Origin of the sequence: Frankia sp. QA3, assembly GCF_000262465.1 — a bacterium.
Classification (GTDB): domain Bacteria; phylum Actinomycetota; class Actinomycetes; order Frankiales; family Frankiaceae; genus Frankia.
In genome coordinates this window covers 4,647,425-4,670,661 of record NZ_CM001489.1, presented here as the reverse complement: position 1 = coordinate 4,670,661, position 23,237 = coordinate 4,647,425, and the positions used below count along the sequence as shown (strand labels likewise).

Here is a 23,237-nt window from a genome sequence, read left to right as displayed (position 1 = left end):
CCGTCGGGGCGTCGCTTTCGGCACCGCGCAGCGGATCGCGTCGGTGCCGGTCAGGCTGGCGCGGGTCGCTCCTCGGTGCCGGGGACGCGCTCGCGGAACGTCGGGGCGCGCTTCTCCCGGCGGGCGGCGACGCCCTCGTCGAAGTCGAAGGCGCGCAGGCCGGCGCGCATCACCGGCACGGTCGCCGCGTAGTGCTCGGCGAGCGGCGAGCCGGCGGCGTCGTCGATCATGCTGCGGATCATCGCCAGCGAGTCCGGTGAGCAGTTGCGGGCCAGGTCACGGGCGTAGTCCAGGGCGGCCGGCAGCACCTCGGCGGCCGGCAGGACCCGCTGGGCGAGCCCCAGCTCGCCCGCCTCGGCGCCGAGGAACACCCGGCCGGACAGCAGCAGGTCCGCGGCGGCGCCGACACCGATCAGCCGGGGCAGCAGCCAGGCCGACCCGTACTCCGAGTACAGGCCCAGCCGGGAGAACGGCAGCGACAGCTTCGCGTCCGCGGCGACGAACCGGAGGTCGGCCGCCAGGCTGACCGCGAACGCCAGCCCGGCCGCCGGACCGTTGATCGCCGCGATCACCGGCAGGCGCAGCGAACGGATCATCGCGGGGCCGTTCTCCGGCGCGACGATCAGCGGGTCCCGGCCGTCGACCGGGGTGTGCGCCAACATGGCGAGGTCCGCGCCGGCGGAGAAGGCCCGCCCCGCACCGGTGATCACCACGGCCCGGACCCGCGGGTCGGCGTCGGCCCGCCGCAGCAGCGCGAACAGCCGGTCGCCCATCGCCACGGTCAGCGCGTTCAGCTTGTCCGGACGGTCGAAGGTGATCGTTGCGACCTGGTCGGCCACGTCGTACCGGACCGGCGCGTCGTCACGCTCCCCGGTCGTCCGGGTGTCCACCGGCATCTTCCACCCGCCCCTGTCGCTCCGGTCACATCGGTGTGTCGTCTCTTCATACCGCCCGCGATGCTCGCGTGCGCGCCGCCGCAGGGTCCGTCGACCGGTCGATGGACCCGCCGCCGCCCACACAACCGTCGATCCGCGGTCGGCGTCCGGTGTGAGATGTAGCGCCCGCGGCGCCTGAACGGGGACGGATGAACGACCGGTGGCCGCTATCTGGCCACCGGCATGGCACCCTGTGGGGAACCGGCCGCCGACGGGGTCGGGAACACGCCGGGGGCCGGCGTCACACGGCGACGGACGGACCGTCGCCGGCGGGCGCGACGGGACCACGGCGGGATCGAGGAGGCGTGGCGACCTATCTGCTCGGCCTGGGGGCCGCCGTGTGTTTCGGGGTGGCCGCTGTCATCCAGCAGCGGGTGGCCTTCACTGCGCCACCCGGTGACGTTCTGCGGTTGCGGCTGCTGCTCTGGCTGGTGCGCCGGCCGCTGTGGGACCTCGGCGTCGCCATCGGCGCCATGGGCAGCCTGCTGGCCGGGGCCGCGCTGACCCACGGCGCCGTCGCGCTCGTCGAACCGTTGCAGATCTGCCAGCTGCTGTTCGCCCTGCCGCTTGCCGCGCTGCTCGCGCGCCGCGTGGTGCCGCGGCGGGACTGGATGGCCGCCGCCGCAACCGCCGCCGGACTCGCCCTGTTCGTGTTCGCCGGCGACCCGGACGTGGGCGATTCCGAGGCCGCGACCTCGGGGGGCTGGGCGTTGACGGGCATCCTCGTCGGGCTGATCGTGTTCGGCGCGGTCTGGGGGACGCGGGGGATGGCGGCCGTGCGGCGCGCGCCGCTGCTGGCCGGCGCCGCGGGCCTGCTGTCCGCGCTGCAGGCCGCCCTCGTCAGCGCCACCGGCCACCTGCTGACCGACGATGGAGCCGGCGCCCTCGCCCAGTCCTGGTTCCCCTGGGCGGTCGCGGCCGTGGCGGTGATCAGCGCGTTGCTCGCGCAGAGCGCCTACGAGATGGCCCCGCTGCCCGCGTCGCTGCCCGCGTCGGTCAGCGTCGAGCCGCTCGCCGGCGTCGCGATCGGCGTGGGGCTGCTCGGCGGCGAGCTGCGGCTGACTCCGCTCGCGCTCGCCGGCGAGCTGCTCGGCCTGATCGTGATGACGGTCGGCGTGCGGACCCTGGCCCGCTCGCCGCTGATCACGGGGCAGCTCTCGCGGCTGGCGGCGCGGCAGGCCCAGGGCCGGCTGTCCCGGCTGGAGGAGCAGGTGCACCACGACCTGGAGCGGCTGCGCCACGACCTGCGGCGCAGCCGGCAGGCCGGGCCGAGCGGGCCGGCGGCCCGGCGCCTGCGCCGCCGCCTGCAGCGCGACCTGGACCGGATCGGCGAGGAGCTCGCGAGCCTCGCCCGACGAACGGGACCGCTTCGAGGAGCAGCTGCGGCCGCGACGGCCGGCGCGGGTGGTCGCCGCGGTCCGGACCGCGCGCCCCGATTCCCACCGGCGGCGCCCGATGACGCGCGCCGCCGGTGCCGCCGGTGCCGCCGGTCTCGCCGGCGCCGGAGTCGCCTGGGCCGGCGCCGCCGCAGCCCGGACGGACCTCGACGGCCGGGCCCCGGGCGCCGGGGCCCACGCGCCGATGCCGGGTGCCGCGGGCCCGGCGGGCTGGGCGGACACCGGCGGGCCGGTCCGTGGCGGCGGCCTGCCGATTGGATCGACCACGGCCCCGATCGCAGCAGGCGTGCCCACCCCCGGACCGGGTGTGCTCACGTCCGGATCGGGGGTGGCGCGGGACGTGCTCGGCAGCGACGTGGTGCCCGCGGAGGGTCTGATCGCGGCGCGGCGCGAGCTCGACGCGCGGGCTGAGGACCTGCGGCGGCAGGCCGACCGGCTGCGCCTGGCCACCCACCGGATCCTCGCCGCTGACGGGGCGGCCTGAGCCCCGGCCGTCGGCGTCATCGTCGTCTTCAGTGGACGCGCCGCACCGCTAGGGGGCACCGGTGACGCGGTGGTGCAGGTGCACCACGCCGCTGCCGAACCGGCGCTCCCCGAGCAGCTCCAGCCGGACCCGGACGCCGTCCGGCAGCGATCGCACGCCCCCGCCGACCACGACCGGCGTGAGGAACAGGTGATATTCGTCGACCAGTCCGGCCCTGATCGCGTGGCCGGCGAGGGTGGGTCCGCCGATGGAGACGTCGCCCTCGGCCGACGCGACCAGCTGGCGGACCGCGTCCGGATCGAACGTGGGTTCGATTCTGGTTCGCGCGGTGGACGCGCCGCCGAGGGTCGTCGAGTACACCACCTTGTCGGCTGCCTGCCAGATCCGCGCGTAGTCGAGCATGACCGGACGCGGGTCGCCGTCGGCATCCCCGGGCCGAGAGCCGACAGGCATCGTCTCCCAGGCCGCCATCACCTCGTACAGACGGCGCCCGTACAGGTAGGTGCCGATCGTCCGTTCCAGGTCGTTGACGAAGGCGTGCACCTCCTCGTCGGGCACCGCCCAGTCGAAGCGTCCGTCGGCGTCGACCACGTAGCCGTCGAGCGACATGATCGCCGTGTAGATCAGCCTGGCCATGAAGCGCTCCCTCGGTCTTCTCGGCGGGACGGCAGCGGATGCAGGACGATGTCGTCGAGGCGGCCACGGGCGACCACCGCGGTCAGGTAGGTGGCCGCGGGCTGGCGCCGACGGTCCGTGGGCGAACCGGGATTGAGCAGGCGCAGCGTGCCCGGCGCCGCCGGTGGCGTCCGTGCCGCCCGGCCGGCCGCGCCCGCCGGATCGGGGGAGCGTTCGGCCGTCGAGTCCCACGGCACGTGCGAATGACCGAAGACCAGCACGTCGGCATCCGGGTAGGCGGCGGCCATCCGGCGTTCCCGTCCCCGGGCCGGGCCGGTCTCGTGCACGACCACGAAGCGCAACCCGCCGAGCGTGGCTCGGGCGACCTCCGGCAGCACCGCCCGCACATCCGGACCGTCGTTGTTGCCGTAGCAGCCGATCAGCCGCCCCGCCCGCGCCGACAGCTCGTCGACGGCGTCCCGGCTGATCCAGTCGCCGGCGTGCAGCACCACGTCCGCTTCCTCGATCGCGGCCCAGATCTCGGTGGGCAACTCGCGCGCCCGCGTCGGAAGATGCGTGTCGGACAGTATTACCAGCCGCATCCGGCCAGTATGGGATGCAGCGCCGGAATCGGCCGGGTGAGCGCGCGGACGGGCGAGTGACGGCGCGGCTGGAGATCGGGTGACGACATGGGGCGTGCGGCCGTGACCGGCGGGGACGGCCCGCAGCGGCGTCGGCACCTGGCCCGGGCCCGGGCGGCGACCATGATCGCGCTGTTCGTTCTGGCCCTGGTGTTCGCGAGCTGGGCGCCGCGGGTGCCGCAGATCAAGACCGACCTGCGCCTCGGCGACGGGCGGTTGGGGCTGGCCCTGCTTGGCGCACCGGTCGGCGCCGTCCTGACACTGTGGCTCGTCGGCATCGCGGTGACCCGTTTCGGCAGCGTCCGGGTGGTACGCGCCGCCCTGCCCTGCTACTGCGCCGTCGGGTCGTTGTTCCCGTTCGTGGATGGCCAGTGGTCGCTGTTCGCCCTGCTCGCCCTGTGGGGTGCGACCAGCAGCGGCCTCGACATCGCCGCGAACGCCCAGGCCGTCGGGGTGGAGCACGGCTACGGTCGGCCGATCATGGCCACGGCGCATGCGGCGTGGACGGCTGGCGCGCTGGTCGGCGCCGGGATCGGTACCGCCGCCGCGGCGCTGGCGGTGCCCGTCAGCGCCCAGTTCGCCGCGCTCGGCGCGATCGGCCTGGTCATCGCCCTGCCGGCCACCTGGTGGATGCTGCCGGACCCGGCGGGGTCGATGGTGGAACCGTCCGGATGGCAGCCAAGGGCGGAACCGTCCGGCGGGTGGTCAGGGGCGGAACTCGTCGCCGAGCGGTCGGTGGCGGCGGCAGCCGAGCCGGCGCGCGAGCGGCGCCGTCGCCGGTTGCCCAGGCCGTTCGTCGCGTTGTGCGCCGTCGCGTTCGGGAGCTTCCTCTGCGAGGGGGTGGCCGCGGACTGGAGCGCCGTCTACCTCTCCGAGGTGACGGGAGCGGCCGCCGGGGTCGCCGGTGCGGGTTTCGTGGCGTTCACCGTGTGCATGTTCGCCGTACGTCTGGTCGGCGATCGCGTGATGGCGCGGTACGGCCCGGCGCGGACGGTGCGAGGCTTCACGGCGGTCGCGGGCGTGGGGTTCGCCGGTGCGCTCGCGGTCGGTGCCCTGCCGTTCGGTTCCGCCGCCGGCGTGATCGGTTTCGGCGCCCTCGGCGTCGGCACCGCCTGTGTGGTGCCGGCCGTGTTCTCGACCGCCGGCCGGCTCGGCGGGTCGGCGGGAACCTCGATCGCCGTGGTCAGCACGGTCGGCTACGCCGGTTGGCTGGCCGGACCGCCGGTCGTCGGCGGGCTCGCCGAGCTCGTCGGCCTGCACCGTGCCCTCACAGTCGTGCTCCTTCTGCTCACCACGATCGCCGCCTTCGCGCCCGCGTTGCGCGCCCCCAGCGCCGATCCCGCGGCGGACGTGCAGGCCCCCATCCGAGCCGGCGGCTGACGCCGGCGGACCGGGGCCCCGCGATCTCCCCTCCGTCTCACTTCCGCGCGCGCCGAAACCCGGGCAGCAACGTCTGGACCAGCGCGTCCGTCTCGGCCTCGGCCCGGCCACCCCGACGCGCCCCGCCGGCGCCGATGGTCCGGTACATCTCCGTCGCCACCGCCTCCAGCGTGCGGCGATCGCCGCGGGCCGACACGGTGCGCAGCAGGTCACGCCACAACACCTCGGATGCCGGCACCGCCCTCAGCCCGGTGCGGCAGGCGGCCATGGCCGTCATCGTGTCTCCGAAGCCCAGCGTGAGCTCGGCGAGGCGGTGGGCCACATCGACGACGCCGGCCCGGGTACTTCGCGCGATGGGACCGGTGGTCGCCCACCGGTACCGATCGGTGGGCAGGTTCGTCCACAGCGGGCCGCTGACCATCCGCAGGGCCGTCGTCAGGTCCGCCTCGGTGTCGCCCCCTGGCATGCCGGCGCGGTGGGTGTAGGCGACGAACAGCTCCCAGTCGCAGCGCACGTCCGGGCTCAGCCGCCACCGTCCTTCCGGGTCGAGGGACAGCCGGGCCCGACCCTCGGCATCGACTCCCAGCCAGTGGCGGGCGTTGTCCAGCGCCGCATCCACGGCGTCGTCGTCCGCCGCGGCGTCGGTGGGCCAGATCTCCTCGGCGAGCAGCCGACGGTGCGCGCCCTCGCGGTGCAGGGCGAGGTACACGGCAATCTCGGTGAGGAGATCGAGATCGTCCGTCGGTTGCCGGCCGGGCCCCTCGACGGTGGGCAGTCCCAGGATGCGGACCTGGGCCTCCCCAGTGGCCACCGGCTCGCCCGGCCGCGGCTCGCTCACCGGCACCGGCGCGGCTCCCACGGCCAGTGATGGTTCTGGCACTGTTGGCACTGTTGGCGTTGGTGGCGTTGGTGGCGTTGGTGGCACTGCCGGCGGTGATGGCGGGACCGGATCGGCTGGCCGGACCCGGCTGCTTGGAATGGTCGTTTCCCCGTCGGAGTAGGTACCCGGCACCGTGCGCCGCGCGGCCTGCGCGGGTTGCGGCCCGCCGGGTTCCGGCGCGGCAGATGATGGCGCGGTCGGTGATGGTTCCGGGGGTGGCGTGGAGATGGGATACCGCCCGGCGGGCATCTCGTTCGGCGGCGGAATCGGCGGGCGGGGCGGGGCCGCCGGGCGCGGCGGGGTCGGTACCCGCTCAGGCGGTACCGCGAACCGCCCGGACCCCGGCTGTGAGGTTGGCATCGCAGTCGGCGCCGTCGCCGCGGGCCATGGTGTCGCCGCGGGTTGTGGTGTCGTGGTGGCCGGCGGCGTAGTGGCCGGTGGTGGTGCGGCCGGAGCGGCATCCGCCACCTGCTCCGGCGTTCCCACCGGGGTCTGGGCCTGCCGATTGGCCCGCATCCGCGGCGTCTCGAAGTAGAGCACGGGTGGCACGCGGGGAATGTCGGTCGGCCGGATGAGTGGACTGCTCGGATGGGACAGCAGCGTGGATCCGGTGTCGTCCGGGTCCGTGTCGCCGCGTGCTGCCAGACGAGACGTGGGTGCCGGGCCCGATCCGGGAGTTGCGGAGGCCGGGGATGCCGCCGGTCCGGGCGATGCCGCCGGTCCGGGCGATGCCGCCGGTCCGGGCGATGCCGGAACGCCTGGGGAGGTGAGCGGGACGGGTGGTGGCCCGAGCGGAGCCCGGCGACCGTTCGCCGGTGGCCGGGTGGAATCCTCGTCCGCCGCCGGGTGCGCGGATGTCCGCGGCCCGGTCGCGGGTGGGATCGCCGAGAGCTGCGGCGTCCATGGCAGAACGCCGGGAACCGAGTCGCTTCGGGCCGGTGGTCGGGTGATCTCGTCAGCCGGCGTGAGGTGCGCCGTCGCGGCCGTCGTCCCGCCGGCGGCCGCCTGCGCCTGGGCCGGCGGCGCCGTCCCGGCGACGCGCGCAGGACCCGTCGTCGCCGACGGTGGCAGCGGTGAAACGGTGATGGGCGGTGGAGACGCCGGCCTAGGTTGCGGGGGCGTCTCGTCGTGGGCCGGGCCGGCGGGAGCCGGACCGGGCAGGGCCGCGTCCGCCTCGCGGAACAGGGCGGCGATCGCCCGGTATTCCGGCCCGGTGATGACCTGCGCCCACACCTCGACGCCCAGCACGCCCAGCGACATCCGACGGTCCGGCCCGACGGTGAACCGCCACCGGGCGGCCGGGGAGTCGCCCACGGCGAGGACGCCGACCGCGTGCCGGCGTCCCTGCGCCATTCTCATCAGCCGAGCGGTGTCGGCCTCGCCGGGCGGCTCCGCGAGGACGAGCAGGTCGGGTGCCAGCGCCCCGGGGTTGCCGGCGATCCGCTGACCCGCTTCGAGCGGAAAGTCGTCACCGGGTCCGACTCCGAAGCCCGCCTCTTCGTCGTCGGGCCCGGCCAGCTCGTCGAGGGCCTCGGCCACGCTGACCGCGGTCCACAGCCGTTCCGGAGCGATCGTCAGCAGCTCGTCGAGATCGTCGTCGGCGGGAAAGCCGATCAGGCAGACGCGCAGGTCGTCCGACCAGACGTTGGTCGCCAGTTCGAGGGCGACGGCGATCACGATCTGCGTCGCTATGGCGCGGTCACCGAGGAGGCTGATCACACCGGGGGCGCCTTCGAGGTCGACGAGAATGCGCGAGCCGGTGTCGTCATGTCCGAAGCTGACCAGCGCCGGGAACGGTGCGGGCACCCCGGGGTGCGGCTGGGCGGAGGAGTCACCGCCCGCCCCCGCAAGGAGCCCGGGCGTGCGCTCGATCCACCAGGATCCGGGAACCTCCCCGACCGTCCACGGCGCGGGTGGCGGCTCCTCCTCGGCCGGCGCCATATGCAGGATCAGCGCGTCCTCGGTGAGGATGGCCGCGTAGACCGCGGGAAGCAGGCGCCCCTGACCGGTGAGCGAGGCGGACAGCACCCGCAGCGACCGGTCGACGAATCGGGCTGCCTCGGTGTCCGCGGCGAGCAGCAGTGCTCGTTCCGTGGCGTCCTGGGGTGGTTGCGCCGGACCGGTTCGGCGCCCGGCCAGCGCCACCATCACCCCGGCCGCGAGCAGGCCGGCGGCGGCGATTCCCAGGAAGTCCTGTGGCGGCGCGAGCGAGGCGCCCTGCACCCGATCCATCGCCGCCGGTTCCGGCTCATCCGGCTCATCCGGCTCATCCGGCACCGCCGGCAGGTGCGATGTCTCGTACCGGTCGTCGGCTCCGCCGGGGCCGGCCTCGAGATCGACGTCGAGATCGGCACCGTTGGTGTCCGCGGCGTCGCCGAAGCCGTGGTGATCGAGGAGATCGCCCAGGTCATCGTCGCCGTCGGTGCCTGCCGGGGGTTCCGGCCAGCCGGCGGTGCCCTCGGGCATCTGCAGGACACGTAGCCCGTCGCCCTGAGCGTCGGCGGGCAGGAGCAGGACCCACCCGGAGTGGATGAGGGACGGCTTTGACAACGTTCGGCCGTCAGGTTGGGTGCGGCCCTCGTTCAGATCGAAGATCTCCCGATACCGCAGCCCGTCACCGAGAAAGCGTTCGGCGATGCCCCAGAGGGTGTCGTGATGGCGTCCCTCCGCGGGGCGTACCTCGTACAGCTTCACCACCCGTTCGCCGGGGACCAGGCGACTGTGCCGGTCCGAGGCCGGGCTGATCAGCTCCGGACGCTCGGGATGCCAGGGCGGCGACAGCTCGTCCTGGCCGGTGACTGGCTCCTGCGCCGCGGGAACCGGCCCGGCGAACTCCGCCGTCGGCGCCCCGTTAGAACCGCCGGTGCCGTCCAAGCCGTCCAAGCCGTCCAAGCCGTCCAAGCCATCCAAGCCGTCGTAGTCGTCGTAGTCGTCGTACCGATCGCCGGCATAGGGAGCGTCCTCATACCCGCCGTCGCCCAGGGGCTCGTCACGCGCCGAGGTGCCAGCGCGCGGCGCGGCCCGGTCGGCCGGCCGGCCCGGTGGTGCGGCGGGCAGGGCGGCCCGCCCGCGGGGGGCCTGGACGGGCGGGCCCGCACCGTCGGGTGTACCCGTGCCGTCGAGACCGTCGGCGCCGTCCGTGGCTCCGCGCCGCGGGTCGCCGCCGTCCGCCACCCGAGGCGGCGACAGTGCCGGGCGTGGACCCGGCGGAGGCATCGCCCGCAACGCCCCGGCCGGCCCGGGGCGCGGGCCGCGGGACATCTCCTGCCCATAGGTCACCGGAACCACGAGGGCTGTGGTGCCCGAGAGCAGCAGCGCGGTGACGACGAGGCGGCGGGCGATCGTCTGGGGGGCGCCGCCGAAGGGAATCCGCGGGGCGAGACCGCTGCCGCGCACCTCCGCGCGCCACTCCGCGACGAGACAGGCGATGAAGTGCGCCCACGCCGCCCAGAACAGCAGGGACAGGATCGCCCGGACGACCCCGCCCGCCCCGCCGCGGCCCTGGATCGGCGGGCCGAGCACCAGCGCGAGGATCACGGGGATGCCGAGGACCGCCACGGCGATCGCTGCGAGCGCGCCGGCTGCCTGCAGCCGCTCCCGCGCGCGTTCCTCCGGCGGGACCGCCGGCACCGCCTGCCGGGTAGGCACGGCCTCCTCGGGACCGGCGGCACGCCCGCCGCCCGTCGCCCCTCTGATGGGGCCGCGCCGCCGCTTCGCAGCCGGCCGCGATGTGCCCAGTTGTGGTGCGGGTTCCGGCGCGGCCGGGGTTCCCGTGGAGGTGGGCGGATGCGCGGGCGACGGTGCCGAGGGCAACGGTGTGGTCGACATGGTTCGTCCCCGATCAGGTGCAGGGTCGGGTGGACGTGCGTGCCGGGCGAGGGTCGGCGTCGGTCCGCAGGGCACGTCGCGTGGCGCTCATGCTAGGTCGACCGCCGCGGGAATTCGGCGCGAAGTAAGAGTTCTCTGGCCTTCTTGTGACGATTAACCAGATCGCGTACGCGGACGCCCGGGTCGATGGACGCGGGGATGCCCCGGAGCGGCCGGTGGGGGACATGGCGCGGCCGTAACGGCCACCAGGTGTCGTCCGGGGCTCCCTCCGCGGGCGGCACGCCGTGGGCATCCGGCCTCCTCACGCTGCTGCGCCGAGACGGCGACAGCGGGACGAACCAGGTGTAACCGTACCAGTGCGGTCGCGCAGCGGGAACGTAGGGATGACAGATCCGAGATCTTTCACGCACGATAAGCATTCGGTACCCGATCCAAGGCTAAATGTCCGGATTCAACCTTGCGCTGAGTAATCTCCGTATCTCGAAGCTGCGGTGTTGGTCGGCGCCTGCTGAGTGCAGGGATGTGGCTTGAGTGGATACGCGGCGGCGAGCCGGCGAGCTCCGGATCGTTTCGCCATCACGGTGCCCGAGAGCTGGTTCACGTTGGATCTGAGGTCCGGCATGGCCATGCGTTCGATCGATCCTCTCGTTCATGCCCGTCTCCGTGGCGCGCCGATGCTGGCCGGGCGACGCGCGGTCATGGCCGCGATGCTGCGCGACGCGGCGCGTCGGGCGACGGCAAGCGGCGCGGTCTACTGCGGGGTGATGGTGGATGCCGTCGACGGCGCCGGCCTGTCGGCCACGGTGTCGGTCTCCTCTTTCCGTCATGACGTATGGCCGGGGGAGCCGGTCCCGACGGCGGGCGATCTCGTGTTGGGGTTGCAGGAGGAGCCCGAGCCGTCGACGTCGGGCACTTGGCGCAAGGTGCAGATCGTGGATCTCCCCGCCGTCGGCCTGGCTGCCCGGATGCTCGGCGTGTTGGCCTCCGGTGGGGGGTTGGACATCGAGCCGAGCCTGGTCGCGAGCATGCGCACGCTGATCCCCGTGCCGGGTGCGCCGCGGGTGGCCCAGGTCGAGTGCCGGAGCCCGAACGTCGCGGTGACCAATGCGCTGCACAGCCTGTTCGACGCGGTGACCGCGACGTTCCGCTTCGTTCCCAGTGGCCCTGACTTCCGGGCACCCGTCTGACGGGCCGCCTTGTCCGAGGGGCCGGGTCAGGCTGCAACTCGGTTTGACCATCGGCTTGTGGCGCATCACTGCCCCCCTTGTTAGGTTAGGCAAACCTAATAGACGGCTGTTAACCATAGGTCGACGTGGAGGCATTGGATGACGGATCAGCGGCGACGCGTGGACAGCGCACCGGTCACGGCGGGCCGATCCTTGATCAGGACCGCCCCGTACGCGAGCCTCGCGCTGTGGGGTGGCCGGGTCGCGCATGGCCTGCGTTTCGCGACGGCCGCCGTCGATGTGTCGTTGGACGCGCCGACCGGCCCGGTGGCGGTGCCCCGGCCGCACCCCGGTGTGTCCCCCGCCCACCCGGTCCTTGGATCGATGTCACCTGCCGAGGAGTCGCCGACCAAAGCGCTGGCGAGCGGCTCGGCGGTTCCCCGGGTGCTCCTGCTCGCTCCGACACTGTTCGCCGAGAGCCTCGGCGAACAGGACCTCGTGACCCGGCTGAACCTGTGCGGGTCGGCACCTGGCTGCGGTCGATGGGTCTCGGTCGCGTTCGGTGGATGGGTCTCCTCGCTGTCCGCGGACGCCTGGCCGGCAGCCGCCGTTCGCTTCTCCGAGCGGCATCCGACTGCCGATCTGCTCGATCTCGGCGCCGGTTGGTTGCTGCTGCAGATGGAGATTGCCGAGGCCGTTGTCCGCACCGACCGGGCCTGTGTCCTGCTTAACACCGAGGAGGCGGGTGGTTTGCTGGTTGGCGCGCCCGGGCCTCTCCACTGACCCGACGGCGCCGGACACCGGTCATCCGGCGCTCTGGATCTCGCTCTGGATCTCCGCGAGCCGGGAGCGTAGCTGGTCGAGACGGGTGTGCAGCTCGGTGAGGGTGCGCTCGTAGCCGGGCCACACGGTGGTCCGGAACTCGGTCGCGCCGCGCCCGTCCCAGCTCTCCGGATCGGTGAGGGTTCTCGCGGTGGACCGCAGCTCGTCGAAGTGGGTGAGCAGCGGACCGTTGACGATTGAGGCGAGGTCCGAGACCGCGGCCACGGCCTGGGGGGTGCTGCGAACGGTGATGTCGGACGGCGAGGTCATGGTGTTCTCCGTGAGGATCTCGGTCGGCATGCGGACACGCAGCCGAGGGGGACGTGGGTCCGGGACGGTGTTCAGCTTCCCGCCGCGGCGGTCCGCCTGTTGATCTCGGTGATGCCGCGGGCCAGCTCCGTGAGGTTGGAGTGCAGGTCCGTGAGCGCGTGCTGTACCTCCGGCCAGATCTGCCCGCGGAAGATCTGCGCTTTCGGGCCCTCCCAGTTGCGCGGGTCCGCCAGCGTGTTGCCGTGGTTGATGAGGTTCATGGCCGTTGTCTGCAGGCCGGGCAGCAGCTGGCCCATCCGTGCGGCGGCTTGCATGGCCGCCGGGGTCGTGACAGTTCTCATGCGATTCCCTTCGCGGTGTGTCGCGGGCGGAGTGGGAGGGGAACGGTGGCTGGTGGGCAGGCGACCTGGACGGGGAGCAGGACTCCACGCCGGACGAGGAATCCCCGGCCGGCCGGCGCGGGGCCGGGGCTCGTCCGAGGAAGCCGGACACCGAGGAGTTCGCCGTCGACCGGCCGTCTCGGGGCGAGGAGCAGCCCGTGCCCCTCACGACGGACGTCGACGACGAAGCCGCGGTACTGAAGCACCAGCTCCTCCGTAGCGCCGGCGACGACGAGCGCGCCCCCAGCGTCACGTGCCCGCTGCCAGAAGCTCGCCAGCTCGGCGGCCGCCTGCTCGCCGATCAGCTCGGCGTCGTCGACGAGGACGACCGGCGGGCGGTCCCCCTGCATGACGGCCCAGGGCGGGACCATGCCGGAGAGGGGCTGGGTCGTTCCGGGGGGCGGGAACGGCAGGCCCGAGCCGCCCACGCTGTCGGATCCGGCAAGGTGGCTGAGTTCGGCATCCACCACGGCCAGAACACCCGAGTGGCCCGCAAGTGCACGCAGGGCTGATGGGCGCGGGGTCACCGCGACGACGTCGGAACCGCCTGCGAGCAGTGACAGGGCGATGGTGAGCAGCGCCGAGCTGCGTCCCGAGCGCGGCGGCCCGCCCACGACGAAGCCGGGATCCTCGCCGAGGTCGATGTCGACGACGTCCAGTTCGTCCCCGCCGAGTCCGAGGGCGGCTCGCAGCTGGGGCGCGGTTGCGCGGCGGGCCGGGGCATCCCTGCGAGCCTGGGCGGCGGTCGTCATCCGGGCGGGAGAGACGCAGTCCGGTAGCGCTTCGACGCGGAAGGGGCGGTCGCCGGCCCGATCCGGTGCCATTGCGGCGGCGCCGGCCTGGGCCCGTGCACCCACGGTCCGCAGCGCCGCCACCTGCGCCCGGCCGGTCGGTTCCGCGTCAAGCAGGGCGACTTGGACCTCGACGGGGGTCGGGAATCGACCTCCGATCACGACCCCGCGCCCGGGGGTCAACTGCTCGGGCACGTCCAGGGGTGAGATGCCGGCCAGGGCGTAGTCGCCGGAATCGGCCATCCGTAGGATCAGCCGCTCGTCGATGAGGGAGGCCAGCCGGCCGATCAGCCCGCGGCGGTCCGTGGACAGGATCACCTTCAGCCCGGCCGCCGGGCCCTCCCCTAACAGCCGAAGGAGGCTCTCGACGAGTTCCCCACCGTCGGCGTCCTCGGACGAGGCCAGCAGACCCTCGAAGCCGTCGAGGAGGAGCACCAGGTAGGGCAGGCGGACAGCGGCGTTGCCCCCGGCGGGGGCAACGCCGCGCCGTGCCTCCCGCAGATCCGCCACCCCGTCTGCGGCGAGTCGCCGACGCCGCTGCTCGACGGCGACGATCAGGCGGGCGAGCATCCGTCCGATTCGCTCGGGGTCATCCCGCCCGACGAGGGCGCCGGTGTGCGGCAGGCTGGTCAGAGCGGCCAGCGCGCCGCCGCCGTAGTCCAGCCCGTAGATGTGGACGTCCCGTGGGGACAGCGCGCCGGCGATCGCGCCCGCCGCGGTTCGCAGGACCGTGGAGCGACCGGACCGTGGCGCGCCGACAACCATCAGATGGCCGCCGTCCTCCAGATCCAAGGTGAGGGGCTGTTGCAACTGGCGATCACAGCGGTCGGACAGGCCAATGACGACAGGGGCGAGCAGCGTGCCGGTGGGGCGGGGCTCGGAACGGCGTCGCCCCGGCGGACCCGCGGGGCGTGCGTGCATCTCGTCGCCGTCGGCGAGGACATGCAGTGAGGAGAGGGCGATCCGCTCTGGCAGCGGCGGAAGCCAGGGACTTGGCGGAGCCGGGAGCCCCATGACGGTGGCGGCTTCGCGCACCGCCCGTACCAGGACGGTCAGTTCGGTATCCGGGGATGCGGTATCCCGGGATGCGACGGTGGGATCCGGCCGGCCAGGCCCCGACGCCAGCGAGCCTGGCCCGGGCCAGGCCAGCAAGGTCACTCGCGGAGCGGGCTGGCCGGGGGAGCCGTCGCCCTCCTCCCGGACTCGGCCGCCCACCCAGGCGGTCTGCACGGTAGTGACCCGGTCGGGTCCGGTGCGCACTACTGCTCGGCCGGGGGTCGCGGCAACAATCGCGGCGGCGTCCGGACAGCCGACGACGTCCTCGCTTTCAGCCGCATCGGTCACCCGCAGGGCGATGCGCAGATTCGTGTTCGCGCGGATCTCGGGGGAGACGACGCCGCTCGGGCGCTGGGTGGCCAGGAGCAGATGGATGCCGAGGGAACGCCCGCGCTGGGCGAGGCTGACCAGGCCGGTGACGAACTCGGGTAGCTCTCGGGCCAGGGTGGCGAACTCGTCTACGACGAGAACCAGCCGGGGAGGGACCGTCAGCTCGCCCGCACCCGTCGCCGTGCGGCGGAGGGCGTCGAGATCCTTGGCGCCGGCCCGGGCAAGGAGCGCCTCACGGCGCTGCAGCTCGGCGGACAGCGAGATCAGGGCTCGGCGCACCAGATGCGGGTCGAGATCGGTGACGAGACCCACGGTGTGCGGCAGCGCGGCGCATTCGGCGAACGCGCTGCCGCCCTTGTAGTCGACGAGCACGAACACCAGCTCGTCGGGCCGGTAGGTCACGGCGTGCGCAGCGATGATCGTCTGAAGCAGCTCCGACTTGCCCGAACCGGTCGTGCCCGCGATCAGTCCGTGTGGACCGTCACGGGGAAGATCGAGGGTGAACGTCCTGCCGCCGGCGACTCCCACCGGGACCGGACGGCTTCTCGGCGGGATCCCCGAGTCCGGGGCGAACGACCATCCTCGCAGGACCGTCGATGCGGTCGGCCGGCCCACGCCGGTGATGTCGGACAGCCGCATGGCCACGGGGAGCGCGGCATCGTCATCGGCCGCCACGCGAAGCGGCGCGAGTGCGCGCGCCACCGACTCGCACCAACGGACCGTCCCGGATGCGTGCCCGCGGTCCCCGGCCGGACCGACGAGGTCGGGGCGAACATTCCTGATCACCGCTGCCCGGTCCTGACGCACCGTGAGATGCCCGCCGTCCGATTCCACGACGGCCCGGCATTCGGCCGGAAGATCACGGATGTCGGAGTCCAGGCAGATCACGTGGATGCCTACTGGCGGGCCGGAGCGCAGCACCGGCACCAGGCCGGCGGTGGACCGCAGCGCGCGCGCACCGTCCAGCACGAGCAGGACGTCGGGGCCGGCGGGGTGGCGGTCGGGCGGCAAGTCCTGGCGGCGTTGCATCAGCGAGCGGAGTTCGGCGACGCGGGCGACCCGGTCCGCCGCGTCCGCCGCGAACCACCCGGCTCCATCCCCGGCGGCGGAGCGACAGTGCGGCAACCAGCGAATCCAGCGCCAGGCGGCGGCGCGGTCCGCATCCGCCGCCAATACGCAGATCGTCAGCTCCTCCGGGCTGTGCAGAACGGCGGCCTGCGCGAGGAGCCAACAGCCGAGTTCCTGGGACCGGGCGCCCGGCCCCGCGACTCCGACGACGCCGTTCTCGCTCAGTGCGATCACGGCGGGCAGATCCGCGTTGATCGGGTCGGACGGGTGGTCGAGGCCGGTGGCGCCGGTGACCCGGACCGCGCTCGGCTGGTTCGCGGTTCCGATGCGAAGCCGCAGGTAGTCGGCGTCCCCCCGGCGGCGCCGCCACAGCCCGGAGTCCCGCTGCCACGCCGTGGCGAACAGGCTCGCCGGATCGGGCTGCTCAGCGTGGCGTTCGGCGCACTCCGTCTCAAGTGCCACCTGCGCCGCGCGTTCCACCTCGTCGCACAGCCGCCGATGGCGCGCGGTGGCCTGGCGGAACTCGCGGCGGTCCCGGCGGCGTCCGCTCACCACCGACACGACCAGGTTCAACGGCCCGAGGACGGCGAACAGCAGGACATAGAGCGTGCGCAGCACCGCGGCCATGCCCACGGCGGCGAGCAGGGGGAGGAGCGTGGCCAGAACGGGGATGGGCGCTCGGCGGGGCTCCTCGGGCGCCGCGGGCAGCGCGAAGGTGGACGCCCGCTGGGGTGGGTGCAGCCGTGGCGGGCGGTTGACGTCGAGTCTTCCCGGCACGACGGAGGAGGGGAGGGCCAGGGGAGCGATCGGCGTGGGGCGCAGAAGCCGCAACGCCACGCTCGGAGTGCGCACGGAGGCGACGATCGAGCCGTCGCCCTTCGCCCCTTCCCATCCGACGACGGTCGAGCCGGGGCCGGGAGTGACCGAACAGCGTCCATCGGGGGCGACCCGCACAGTCAGTACGGGCGCGTCGGTGGTGGGGCCGGCAAGCATGATCGCGCTGCCGGGAGCGGAACCGACGGTGTGTTCGCCGACCGGTAGCGGATGGATGACGCCGGCGTCGGGGCCGGCGGTGACCATCAGATGGACCAGGCCCATGCCCGAGGCTCGCCGGGCCGGCGGCGCGTCGAGGATCACGGTCGCGCCCTCGTGCAGCGGTGATCGGGCGAGCGGCAGGCTCGGCCTGAGCGGGCGGCCGCTGCCGGCGAGGGTCAGTGAGGGACTGGCCCGAGCCGGGGCTCCGCCCGGGTGCGGCGGCCGGACGGCGGCCGCCAGTGCGCCGGCCACGACGCCGAGCGGTGTGTCGGCACCGGCGCGCAGAAGTACGTCGACGTTCGTCCCAGTGACGACATCGTGAACGGTGAATGCGAGCTGCATGGGCCGAAGATACGAGCTGAAACGTCGTCCGGCGACTTCGAGCGACGCTGCGTATACGAACTCGGCGTTGTGGTCGGGAATTTATCTGCTGAACGACCGGAAAGCCGAATTACTGACCGGAGCGGGATCGGCGGTCGTGGCTGGCCCGCAGTCTGGAACGGGCGCGAGTCACTTCCGCTCCGGCTCTTGCGACCAGTGCGTCCCCGTCCTCGGCCGGGGTAGCAGAGGCCCACCGAGTTCCCGGACGGCGGCCCTGTTCGCGCTGCCCAGGATGGTTGTCGCCGGCGTGGGGCGGAGATGCGCCCGCGAGGGCGACCCCAACGCTGACCGACAGCCGGATTCGACGGCCGTGCACGTCGAGTGGCTCGTCGAGGGCCGCCACCAGCCGTTCAGCCAAATCGGCGACCTCCGGTGCATCCCCGGAGCCGGCAAGGACGACGAACTCGTCGCCGTCCCACCGCCCGATGATGTCGGCGGGGCCGAGTACGCTCGAAAAGCGTCGGGCGACGGCATGCAGAGCAGCATCACCGGTCGGATACCCAAAGGAGTGGTTGATTCGACGAAATGCATCCAGATCCAGGAAGAGAACTGCGGTACCGGCCATTTCCGGGGAAGGATGCGTCCTTACGGATGAGGCCGCGTTCACGTTCGGTGCTTTGGTGGCGTCCGACGTGCCTGACCTGCTGGGGTTGAGTCTGGCCGCGAGCAGGGTTCGCAGCGCCGTCCGGTTCGCCAGACCGGTGATCGGATCCGTCGTGGCCCGACGGCGGAGGTCCTCTTCGCGATGGCGCCGTTCGGTCACGTCCTCGACGACGACGATCAGTCCATCGCCGCGGATGAGGGTGCTCAGGCGCACATCGAGCCAGCGGTGACCGCGCAGCGCCGGTTGCGGCAGCTCGATGCGGGCCCGGGTCCGCCGCCGGTCGATCAGCTGACGGGAAAGGAAAGCCAGCTTCCGGAACGGCGCGACCGGATCGAGCACGGTGACCTCGGTGTGGCCATAGGGCGAGGAAGGGGCCTGGTCCACATCCCTGCCGGCCGACCGCGCCGCGGTCTCCGCAGCGTCCGCCGCGTGGTCGCACGCCGCCAACCAGTTCATGCCGGGCCGGATGGGGAGCAGGGCCACCCCGGTCGCGGCGCTGCGGCGCCAGGCCTCGTTGAGGCGGGCCACCGTGCCGTCCGGGCCGAGTACCGCGATGAGTGAAGGGAGGGAGTCGAATACGGCCGCCGCGACGTCATCGGTGGGCACGGAGCTGGAATCCTTCCGGCTGCCGCACCGTGGTGTCGGCTTGGCGCAGGGCGCGCCCTCGACCCGCACGGCGCGGGTGATGTGCCGTGGGACCGCCCGGCCGGGTGTCTCCCGCGCCGGGCAGGGCTGCCGCGGCGGTGCCTTTCCGATCCTCGGGTGGCTACCGACGGGTGGTTTCCTTTTTGCCGAACGGTGTGCAGCGAAAGGTTTTGGTGAGAGCCGTGGATGCGTGGGAGTAGTGAATTCTCTGGCGTGTCGGCGCGACCTTGAGCCGGAAAAGTCCGGGTGAAGACCGTCGAACGGAGCCGGTGGGGCGCTGCCGCCGGAGAGTGCCGGGCCGCCGGAGAGTGCCGGGCCGATGGGCAGGTCCGGCGCGAACGCGGTGCAGGCTCGGCGGGAACCGGTTGGGCTCGGCGGGACGGGATGGTGGCCGAGTGTCGCAGCCACCATCCCGTGCTGCACAGGACTGGTCAGATCTTGGTGAGCAGGTCCTGCATGCTGGTGATCTCGGCCGTCTGAGTACGCCGAATGTTCTCGGCCAGCCGTTTCGCCGAGGTGTGGAGGCCGTCACGGATCTCGGTCTTCGCCATGGTGATGGCTCCCTGATGATGCTCGATCATCATGGCGAGAAACATCTCGTCGAAGGACGGTCCGGTCGCGTTCCTGAGGGCGGTCATGTCCGCGCTGGACATCATTCCCTCCATGGAGTCGTCCGGCGCCGCGGTTTCCGTTCCGTGATCGGCCATGCCGTCGTCGGTCATGCCACCGCTGCCCGAGCCATGACCACCCGAGCCATGACCACCCGAGCCATGACCACCCGAGCCATGGCCGGAAACACCCGCATCGGCCGGGGGATCGGTGGGCTGCCCCCAGCTGGTGAGCCAACCCGCCATGGTTGCGATCTCCTGGGTCTGTGCGGCTCGGATCTGCTGTGCGAGGGATCTGACCTGCGGGTTCTGTACGCGGGACGGGGCCAGTTCGGCCATCTCGATGGCCTGCCGGTGATGGGGGATCATCGCCTGGGCGAAGGTGACGTCGACCGCGTTGTGGCTGCCGGTGGTGGTCGTGGCGGCGGTGGAGGAGGGCGTGCCGCTGCTCCCCCCGCTGCCGCAGGCGGTGATGATGGCCGCGGCGAGAAGCGCCGGGATGAGCAGGATGAGTCGTTTCATGCTGAAGTCCTCGTCCTCCAGATGCGTGCGGAGCCGAATGCCGGGCCGCCGGGCGGGAGTCGTTGAGGACGCCCGCCAGCGGAGCGGGTCGGTCTACAGGCGGAGCACGCAGAGGCGGGCGAGTGAGGGTGCGCGGGGACGTGGTAACCCGCCGGGGGGAGACCGCTCGGGGCGGCAGGGCACCGGGCGTGAGCGGGCTCGTGCGCCGACGGCCGCCCGGACGGCGCGGGCGAGCAACAGTGCGGCGAGCAGGATGCCCACCAAGCGAAGGAACGCCAGGCACAGGTGGCCGACGTGCCCGACGTGACTCGTGGCCGGGTCGGGAGCCAGGGTCCCGGGCCCGCCCCCGAGGCTGGTCGGGTGGCCGGGGGTGGGCCGCTGGTGCGGTGCCCCGCCGTGCAGCGCGCCCGGCCGGCTCTCCGCCGCGGCGAGCGGTCCGTCAGAGCCGCAGGTGCCACCCGGGTGAGCGTTGTGGCCGGCATGGGCGGACAGGCCGCCATGCATGAGCAGAATGCCGAGGAGCACAGGCACGAGGAGCATCAGGTACGGCCCGCGCGCGGTGATCTGTCCGCGGGCCCTGACACTCACCGTTGCATGATGCCTGAGCGGGCGGGCCGCGGCGGAGTCTGACGCCACCTCCGATCCGGACCGCCCGAGAATCCGTGGAAGGACCTCGTCTCGAGAATGCACGGGCGGAGACGTTCTTCCCAGGACGGCCGCCTGTTCGCTGTGCCGCGTCGCCCGCGCGCTCAGGACCGACGTTCGGCCTTCTCCCCGGCGAGCTCGGCGCGTAGCAGCGCAGCACCCGCCAGGATCGTCAGCGCGCACCACAACCTCCTGGTACGACGCAGCCGACCGTCGACCTCCACGAGCGTCGCCTCGAACTCCTCCGCGTATCGTTCCTGCTGCCCGTCGGACGCCGCGATCGCGGCCGCCAGCCCGACCATGCCGTGCGCGAACGTACCTGGCCGCAGCAGTCGCAGCAGGCGGACCACCTGCCTCGCCGGCAACGACGACCGGAGCGCGGTGCTCCCGGCTGACGGGGCGTACGACGGCCCCAGTCCGCCGGCGGCTACGACCGCTCCGGCTGCTCCGCTGAGGACGAGCCAGACGGCGGGGGAGATACCGAACAGTATTACCGGGACCGACGTCCCCGCGAAGACCCCCGCGAGCGCACCCAGCGCGCGCCGCCCCTGGCGCGGCCATCGCGCCGTGAGAAGACCTGCCAGCAGGCCGAGCACGGCACCGGCGACCACGGCGGTGCCGACGTAGACGGCTATGGCGTCCGGTGTGTGCCCGTTCTCCCCAAGAAAGCCGTAGGTGTAGTCAGAACCGATGGCGGAACCCGCGAGGGTACCGAGAGCCAGCCCCAGCAAAGGGCTCGAGAGCCGGGTTCGGCGGTCAGCGAGCGCGCCGAGCACCAGCCCTGCCGCGGCACCGGCCAGCAGACCCACGACCTCCGCCCAGCGGCTGTCAGACGGGTGGTTGTAGGTGTAGTCGACGGCGAACAGGTACGTGTCCGCCGCCACGCGGGCTGCCGTTTGGCCGACAAGGGCGCCGAACACCAGGCCCAGCGCCGGTCTGACGAACCGGGGATACCAACCAGCGAACATGCCGGCGCCCAGCCCGACGACCACGCAGGCCAGCGCAGGGACAACAATCCTGGTTCCAGGAAAGTCATCGCCTGGATACGAGGGCGCGCTGCCAAGCAGGACGAAGTCGTAGTAGCCGGCGCTGACCGCGGAACCGGTCGAGATGCCCAGGGCCAGACCCGCCAAGGGCTTGAGGAGCCGAAGGCGACGGCCGGCGAGCAGGCCGGCGACGCCGCCCAGCACGGCGCCGACCAGCATGGCGACGACCTGGCCGTTGCCGTAGCTGAACACGAGCGACGTGGCCGTGCCGACGGGCTCGCTCCCCCCCGACCAGATGAGAGGGTTGGGCCAGTCGAAGGACGTGCTGTACATGGCCCTCAACCCAGCACCGGCGGCATGACCGACCACACCACCGACCGCAACTCCCAGCAGCGGTGTCGTAAGCCGGTGCCAGCGCTCGGCGAGCAGGCCGAGCAGCAGGCCAAGCGCCGCACCACCCGCCACGACGGCCAGCCCGTGGCCGAGGTCGCCGAGATAGCCCACGCCGGCGAACTTCTCGAAGGAGTGGGGGGAGCCCGTGTCGTCGAAGATGATCGGGCCGGGAAACGCGGCGTACATGCTCCGGCCCGCGGCGACGCCGAGGCCGCCGAGGAGGGCGCCGAGCGCCAGCCCCAGCGCTGGGCGCGCGAGCCCACGGCGACGCTCGGCCACCAGGCCGAGGAGCAACCCCAGCACCGCGCCACCCGTCACGAGCACGGCCGAGGCGTAGCCGTGAGCAAACCCGTAACCGGAGACGAGGATGTCGGCGTGACCGGCACCGTCGAGGAGGTCGAAACTCGGCCCGGCGCTGTCGGCGACGACGCGACCGTCACCGGTCTTTGCGGCAAGACTGGCGAAGTGCCCGGCCAAAGCGCCCAGTACCAGGCCCGACACGGGTTTCGCGAACCAGGGACGGCGGCCGACGAGTTGGCCGAGGGCCGACCCGAGCACCGTGACGGACACCAGGGCCACGACCGGCTGGTAGCCGTAGTCGAAGGTCTCTGCGTCGGAGTAGGTCCGGGTGACCGCGACGGGGACGACGGGGTTGGCGACCAGGCCCGTGCCCGCGCCCGCCGCCAGGCCCAGCGACGCCGGCGCGAGCCCGCGGCGGCGGACCGTCAGCAGGCCGAGGAGCAGTCCGAGCAGCGAGCCGACAGCGACCACCGAGTAGGCGGGGCTGCCGGGGAAGAAGGCGGACAGGGCGTCGCCGAGATACGTCCCGATGACGACGCCGAGGCAGACGCGGGCAGCGACCCGTTGCGGCGAGGCGGCGGCGCGGGCAGCGCCGGCACCCGCCGCACCTGTCGCACCTGTCGTGACTGTCGCACCTGTCGTCGGGGCGTTCACCACGCTCCCTCGGGCGCGGTGAACGTGCCGTGGCGCCCGTGCCCGCGACGCGGCCTGCGCTCGGCGAGCAGCGCGCGGGCGCCGGCCATCCCCTCGGGGGTGAACCGGTACAGCCGGCGGCGAGGGCCGGGACGGTCGGACTCCTCCCAGGAGGAGCTCGCCCATCCGAGGCGTTCCAGTCGGGCCAGGATCGGGAACACGCTGCCGGTCGCCAGCCCGGCCTTCCTGGCGATCGCCAGGCCGTACGGCTCGACATCGCCCTCGAGGAGCACCTCGAGGACGTCGAGCGTCGCCGGCGTCACGCGGGACAAACCTGCCATGCGCGTTAAATTATATATGTAGAGATAGAGCGTCAACGTCGATCATCCTGGCTGAAAAATCAGCTGCGGTGCCGGCGCCGTTGCCGAGACCCTCGTGGCCT

At 73.1% G+C, this 23,237-nt stretch carries 16 protein-coding genes; 4 read left to right on the top strand and 12 right to left on the bottom strand.

Annotated features, from left to right (window positions below):
• Positions 1 to 50: 50 nt before the first annotated feature.
• A complete protein-coding gene (locus FRAQA3DRAFT_RS19205; RefSeq protein ID WP_009740711.1) occupies positions 51 to 896 on the bottom strand; it encodes an enoyl-CoA hydratase-related protein in 846 nt (281 codons plus the stop codon).
• Positions 897 to 1,240: 344 nt separating this feature from the next.
• Between FRAQA3DRAFT_RS19205 and FRAQA3DRAFT_RS31640 the strand changes: the two genes are divergently transcribed.
• Entirely contained in the window at positions 1,241 to 2,743 is a 1,503-nt protein-coding gene (locus FRAQA3DRAFT_RS31640) for a DMT family transporter (RefSeq protein ID WP_009740710.1), read from the top strand.
• Positions 2,744 to 2,864: 121 nt separating this feature from the next.
• On the opposite strand, the gene FRAQA3DRAFT_RS19195 is transcribed toward FRAQA3DRAFT_RS31640, so the two are convergent.
• On the bottom strand, positions 2,865 to 3,452 hold the full coding sequence (locus FRAQA3DRAFT_RS19195) for a dihydrofolate reductase family protein (protein WP_009740709.1): 588 nt from the start codon (positions 3,450 to 3,452) through the stop codon (positions 2,865 to 2,867).
• Positions 3,440 to 4,033 carry a metallophosphoesterase gene (locus FRAQA3DRAFT_RS19190; RefSeq protein WP_009740708.1) on the bottom strand — a complete coding sequence of 198 codons (594 nt, stop codon included), beginning with the start codon at positions 4,031 to 4,033 and terminating at the stop codon, positions 3,440 to 3,442. Before FRAQA3DRAFT_RS19190 ends, FRAQA3DRAFT_RS19195 begins: the two co-directional genes overlap by 13 nt.
• A gap of 87 nt (positions 4,034 to 4,120) precedes the next feature.
• On the opposite strand from FRAQA3DRAFT_RS19190, the gene FRAQA3DRAFT_RS19185 reads away from it, so the two are divergent.
• Complete coding sequence (locus tag FRAQA3DRAFT_RS19185) at positions 4,121 to 5,452, top strand: MFS transporter (RefSeq protein WP_009740707.1); 1,332 nt, start codon at positions 4,121 to 4,123, stop codon at positions 5,450 to 5,452.
• A gap of 37 nt (positions 5,453 to 5,489) precedes the next feature.
• Here FRAQA3DRAFT_RS19185 and FRAQA3DRAFT_RS19180 read toward each other — a convergent pair whose 3' ends face one another.
• Positions 5,490 to 9,980 (bottom strand): LysM peptidoglycan-binding domain-containing protein, encoded by a 4,491-nt coding sequence (locus FRAQA3DRAFT_RS19180; protein ID WP_009740706.1) that lies wholly within the window; start codon positions 9,978 to 9,980, stop codon positions 5,490 to 5,492.
• Between the two features lie 707 nt (positions 9,981 to 10,687).
• Between FRAQA3DRAFT_RS19180 and FRAQA3DRAFT_RS19175 the strand changes: the two genes are divergently transcribed.
• Both FRAQA3DRAFT_RS19175 and FRAQA3DRAFT_RS19170 read left to right on the top strand, forming a co-directional pair.
• Positions 10,688 to 11,347, top strand: coding sequence for a hypothetical protein (locus FRAQA3DRAFT_RS19175; RefSeq protein WP_035921166.1), 660 nt, complete (start codon positions 10,688 to 10,690; stop codon positions 11,345 to 11,347).
• Positions 11,348 to 11,506: 159 nt separating this feature from the next.
• On the top strand, positions 11,507 to 12,109 hold the full coding sequence (locus tag FRAQA3DRAFT_RS19170) for a hypothetical protein (protein WP_232291661.1): 603 nt from the start codon (positions 11,507 to 11,509) through the stop codon (positions 12,107 to 12,109).
• 21 nt (positions 12,110 to 12,130) lie between these two features.
• Here the strand turns inward: FRAQA3DRAFT_RS19170 and FRAQA3DRAFT_RS19165 are convergent, their stop codons facing one another.
• From FRAQA3DRAFT_RS19165 to FRAQA3DRAFT_RS19130, 8 genes are all read right to left on the bottom strand, one after another.
• Positions 12,131 to 12,418 (bottom strand): hypothetical protein, encoded by a 288-nt coding sequence (locus tag FRAQA3DRAFT_RS19165; protein WP_035923102.1) that lies wholly within the window; start codon positions 12,416 to 12,418, stop codon positions 12,131 to 12,133.
• Between the two features lie 71 nt (positions 12,419 to 12,489).
• On the bottom strand, positions 12,490 to 12,759 hold the full coding sequence (locus FRAQA3DRAFT_RS19160; RefSeq protein ID WP_009740702.1) for a hypothetical protein: 270 nt from the start codon (positions 12,757 to 12,759) through the stop codon (positions 12,490 to 12,492).
• Positions 12,756 to 17,420, bottom strand: coding sequence for an FtsK/SpoIIIE domain-containing protein (locus FRAQA3DRAFT_RS19155; protein ID WP_009740701.1), 4,665 nt, complete (start codon positions 17,418 to 17,420; stop codon positions 12,756 to 12,758). The genes FRAQA3DRAFT_RS19160 and FRAQA3DRAFT_RS19155 overlap by 4 nt, the downstream gene beginning before the upstream one ends.
• Before the next feature lie 109 nt (positions 17,421 to 17,529).
• Positions 17,530 to 18,669 carry a GGDEF domain-containing protein gene (locus FRAQA3DRAFT_RS19150; RefSeq protein WP_009740700.1) on the bottom strand — a complete coding sequence of 380 codons (1,140 nt, stop codon included), beginning with the start codon at positions 18,667 to 18,669 and terminating at the stop codon, positions 17,530 to 17,532.
• 470 nt (positions 18,670 to 19,139) lie between these two features.
• Positions 19,140 to 19,838, bottom strand: coding sequence for a DUF305 domain-containing protein (locus FRAQA3DRAFT_RS19145; protein WP_009740699.1), 699 nt, complete (start codon positions 19,836 to 19,838; stop codon positions 19,140 to 19,142).
• A gap of 93 nt (positions 19,839 to 19,931) precedes the next feature.
• On the bottom strand, positions 19,932 to 20,426 hold the full coding sequence (locus FRAQA3DRAFT_RS19140; RefSeq protein ID WP_051054606.1) for a hypothetical protein: 495 nt from the start codon (positions 20,424 to 20,426) through the stop codon (positions 19,932 to 19,934).
• A 161-nt stretch (positions 20,427 to 20,587) separates the two neighbouring features.
• On the bottom strand, positions 20,588 to 22,816 hold the full coding sequence (locus tag FRAQA3DRAFT_RS19135) for a hypothetical protein (RefSeq protein WP_009740697.1): 2,229 nt from the start codon (positions 22,814 to 22,816) through the stop codon (positions 20,588 to 20,590).
• Positions 22,813 to 23,172, bottom strand: coding sequence for a PadR family transcriptional regulator (locus tag FRAQA3DRAFT_RS19130; protein ID WP_009740696.1), 360 nt, complete (start codon positions 23,170 to 23,172; stop codon positions 22,813 to 22,815). Before FRAQA3DRAFT_RS19130 ends, FRAQA3DRAFT_RS19135 begins: the two co-directional genes overlap by 4 nt.
• Between the last annotated feature and the right edge of the window lie 65 nt (positions 23,173 to 23,237).

Excerpts from the sequence above, each read along its gene's own strand:
- FRAQA3DRAFT_RS19205 (WP_009740711.1), bottom strand. The coding sequence starts at position 896 with ATGCCGGTGGACACCCGGACGACCGGGGAGCGTGACGACGCGCCGGTC.
- FRAQA3DRAFT_RS19195 (WP_009740709.1), bottom strand. The coding sequence starts at position 3,452 with ATGGCCAGGCTGATCTACACGGCGATCATGTCGCTCGACGGCTACGTG.
- FRAQA3DRAFT_RS19190 (WP_009740708.1), bottom strand. The coding sequence starts at position 4,033 with ATGCGGCTGGTAATACTGTCCGACACGCATCTTCCGACGCGGGCGCGC.
- FRAQA3DRAFT_RS19185 (WP_009740707.1), top strand. The coding sequence starts at position 4,121 with ATGGGGCGTGCGGCCGTGACCGGCGGGGACGGCCCGCAGCGGCGTCGG.
- FRAQA3DRAFT_RS19165 (WP_035923102.1), bottom strand. The coding sequence starts at position 12,418 with ATGACCTCGCCGTCCGACATCACCGTTCGCAGCACCCCCCAGGCCGTG.
- FRAQA3DRAFT_RS19160 (WP_009740702.1), bottom strand. The coding sequence starts at position 12,759 with ATGAGAACTGTCACGACCCCGGCGGCCATGCAAGCCGCCGCACGGATG.
- FRAQA3DRAFT_RS19155 (WP_009740701.1), bottom strand. The coding sequence starts at position 17,420 with ATGCAGCTCGCATTCACCGTTCACGATGTCGTCACTGGGACGAACGTC.
- FRAQA3DRAFT_RS19145 (WP_009740699.1), bottom strand. The coding sequence starts at position 19,838 with ATGAAACGACTCATCCTGCTCATCCCGGCGCTTCTCGCCGCGGCCATC.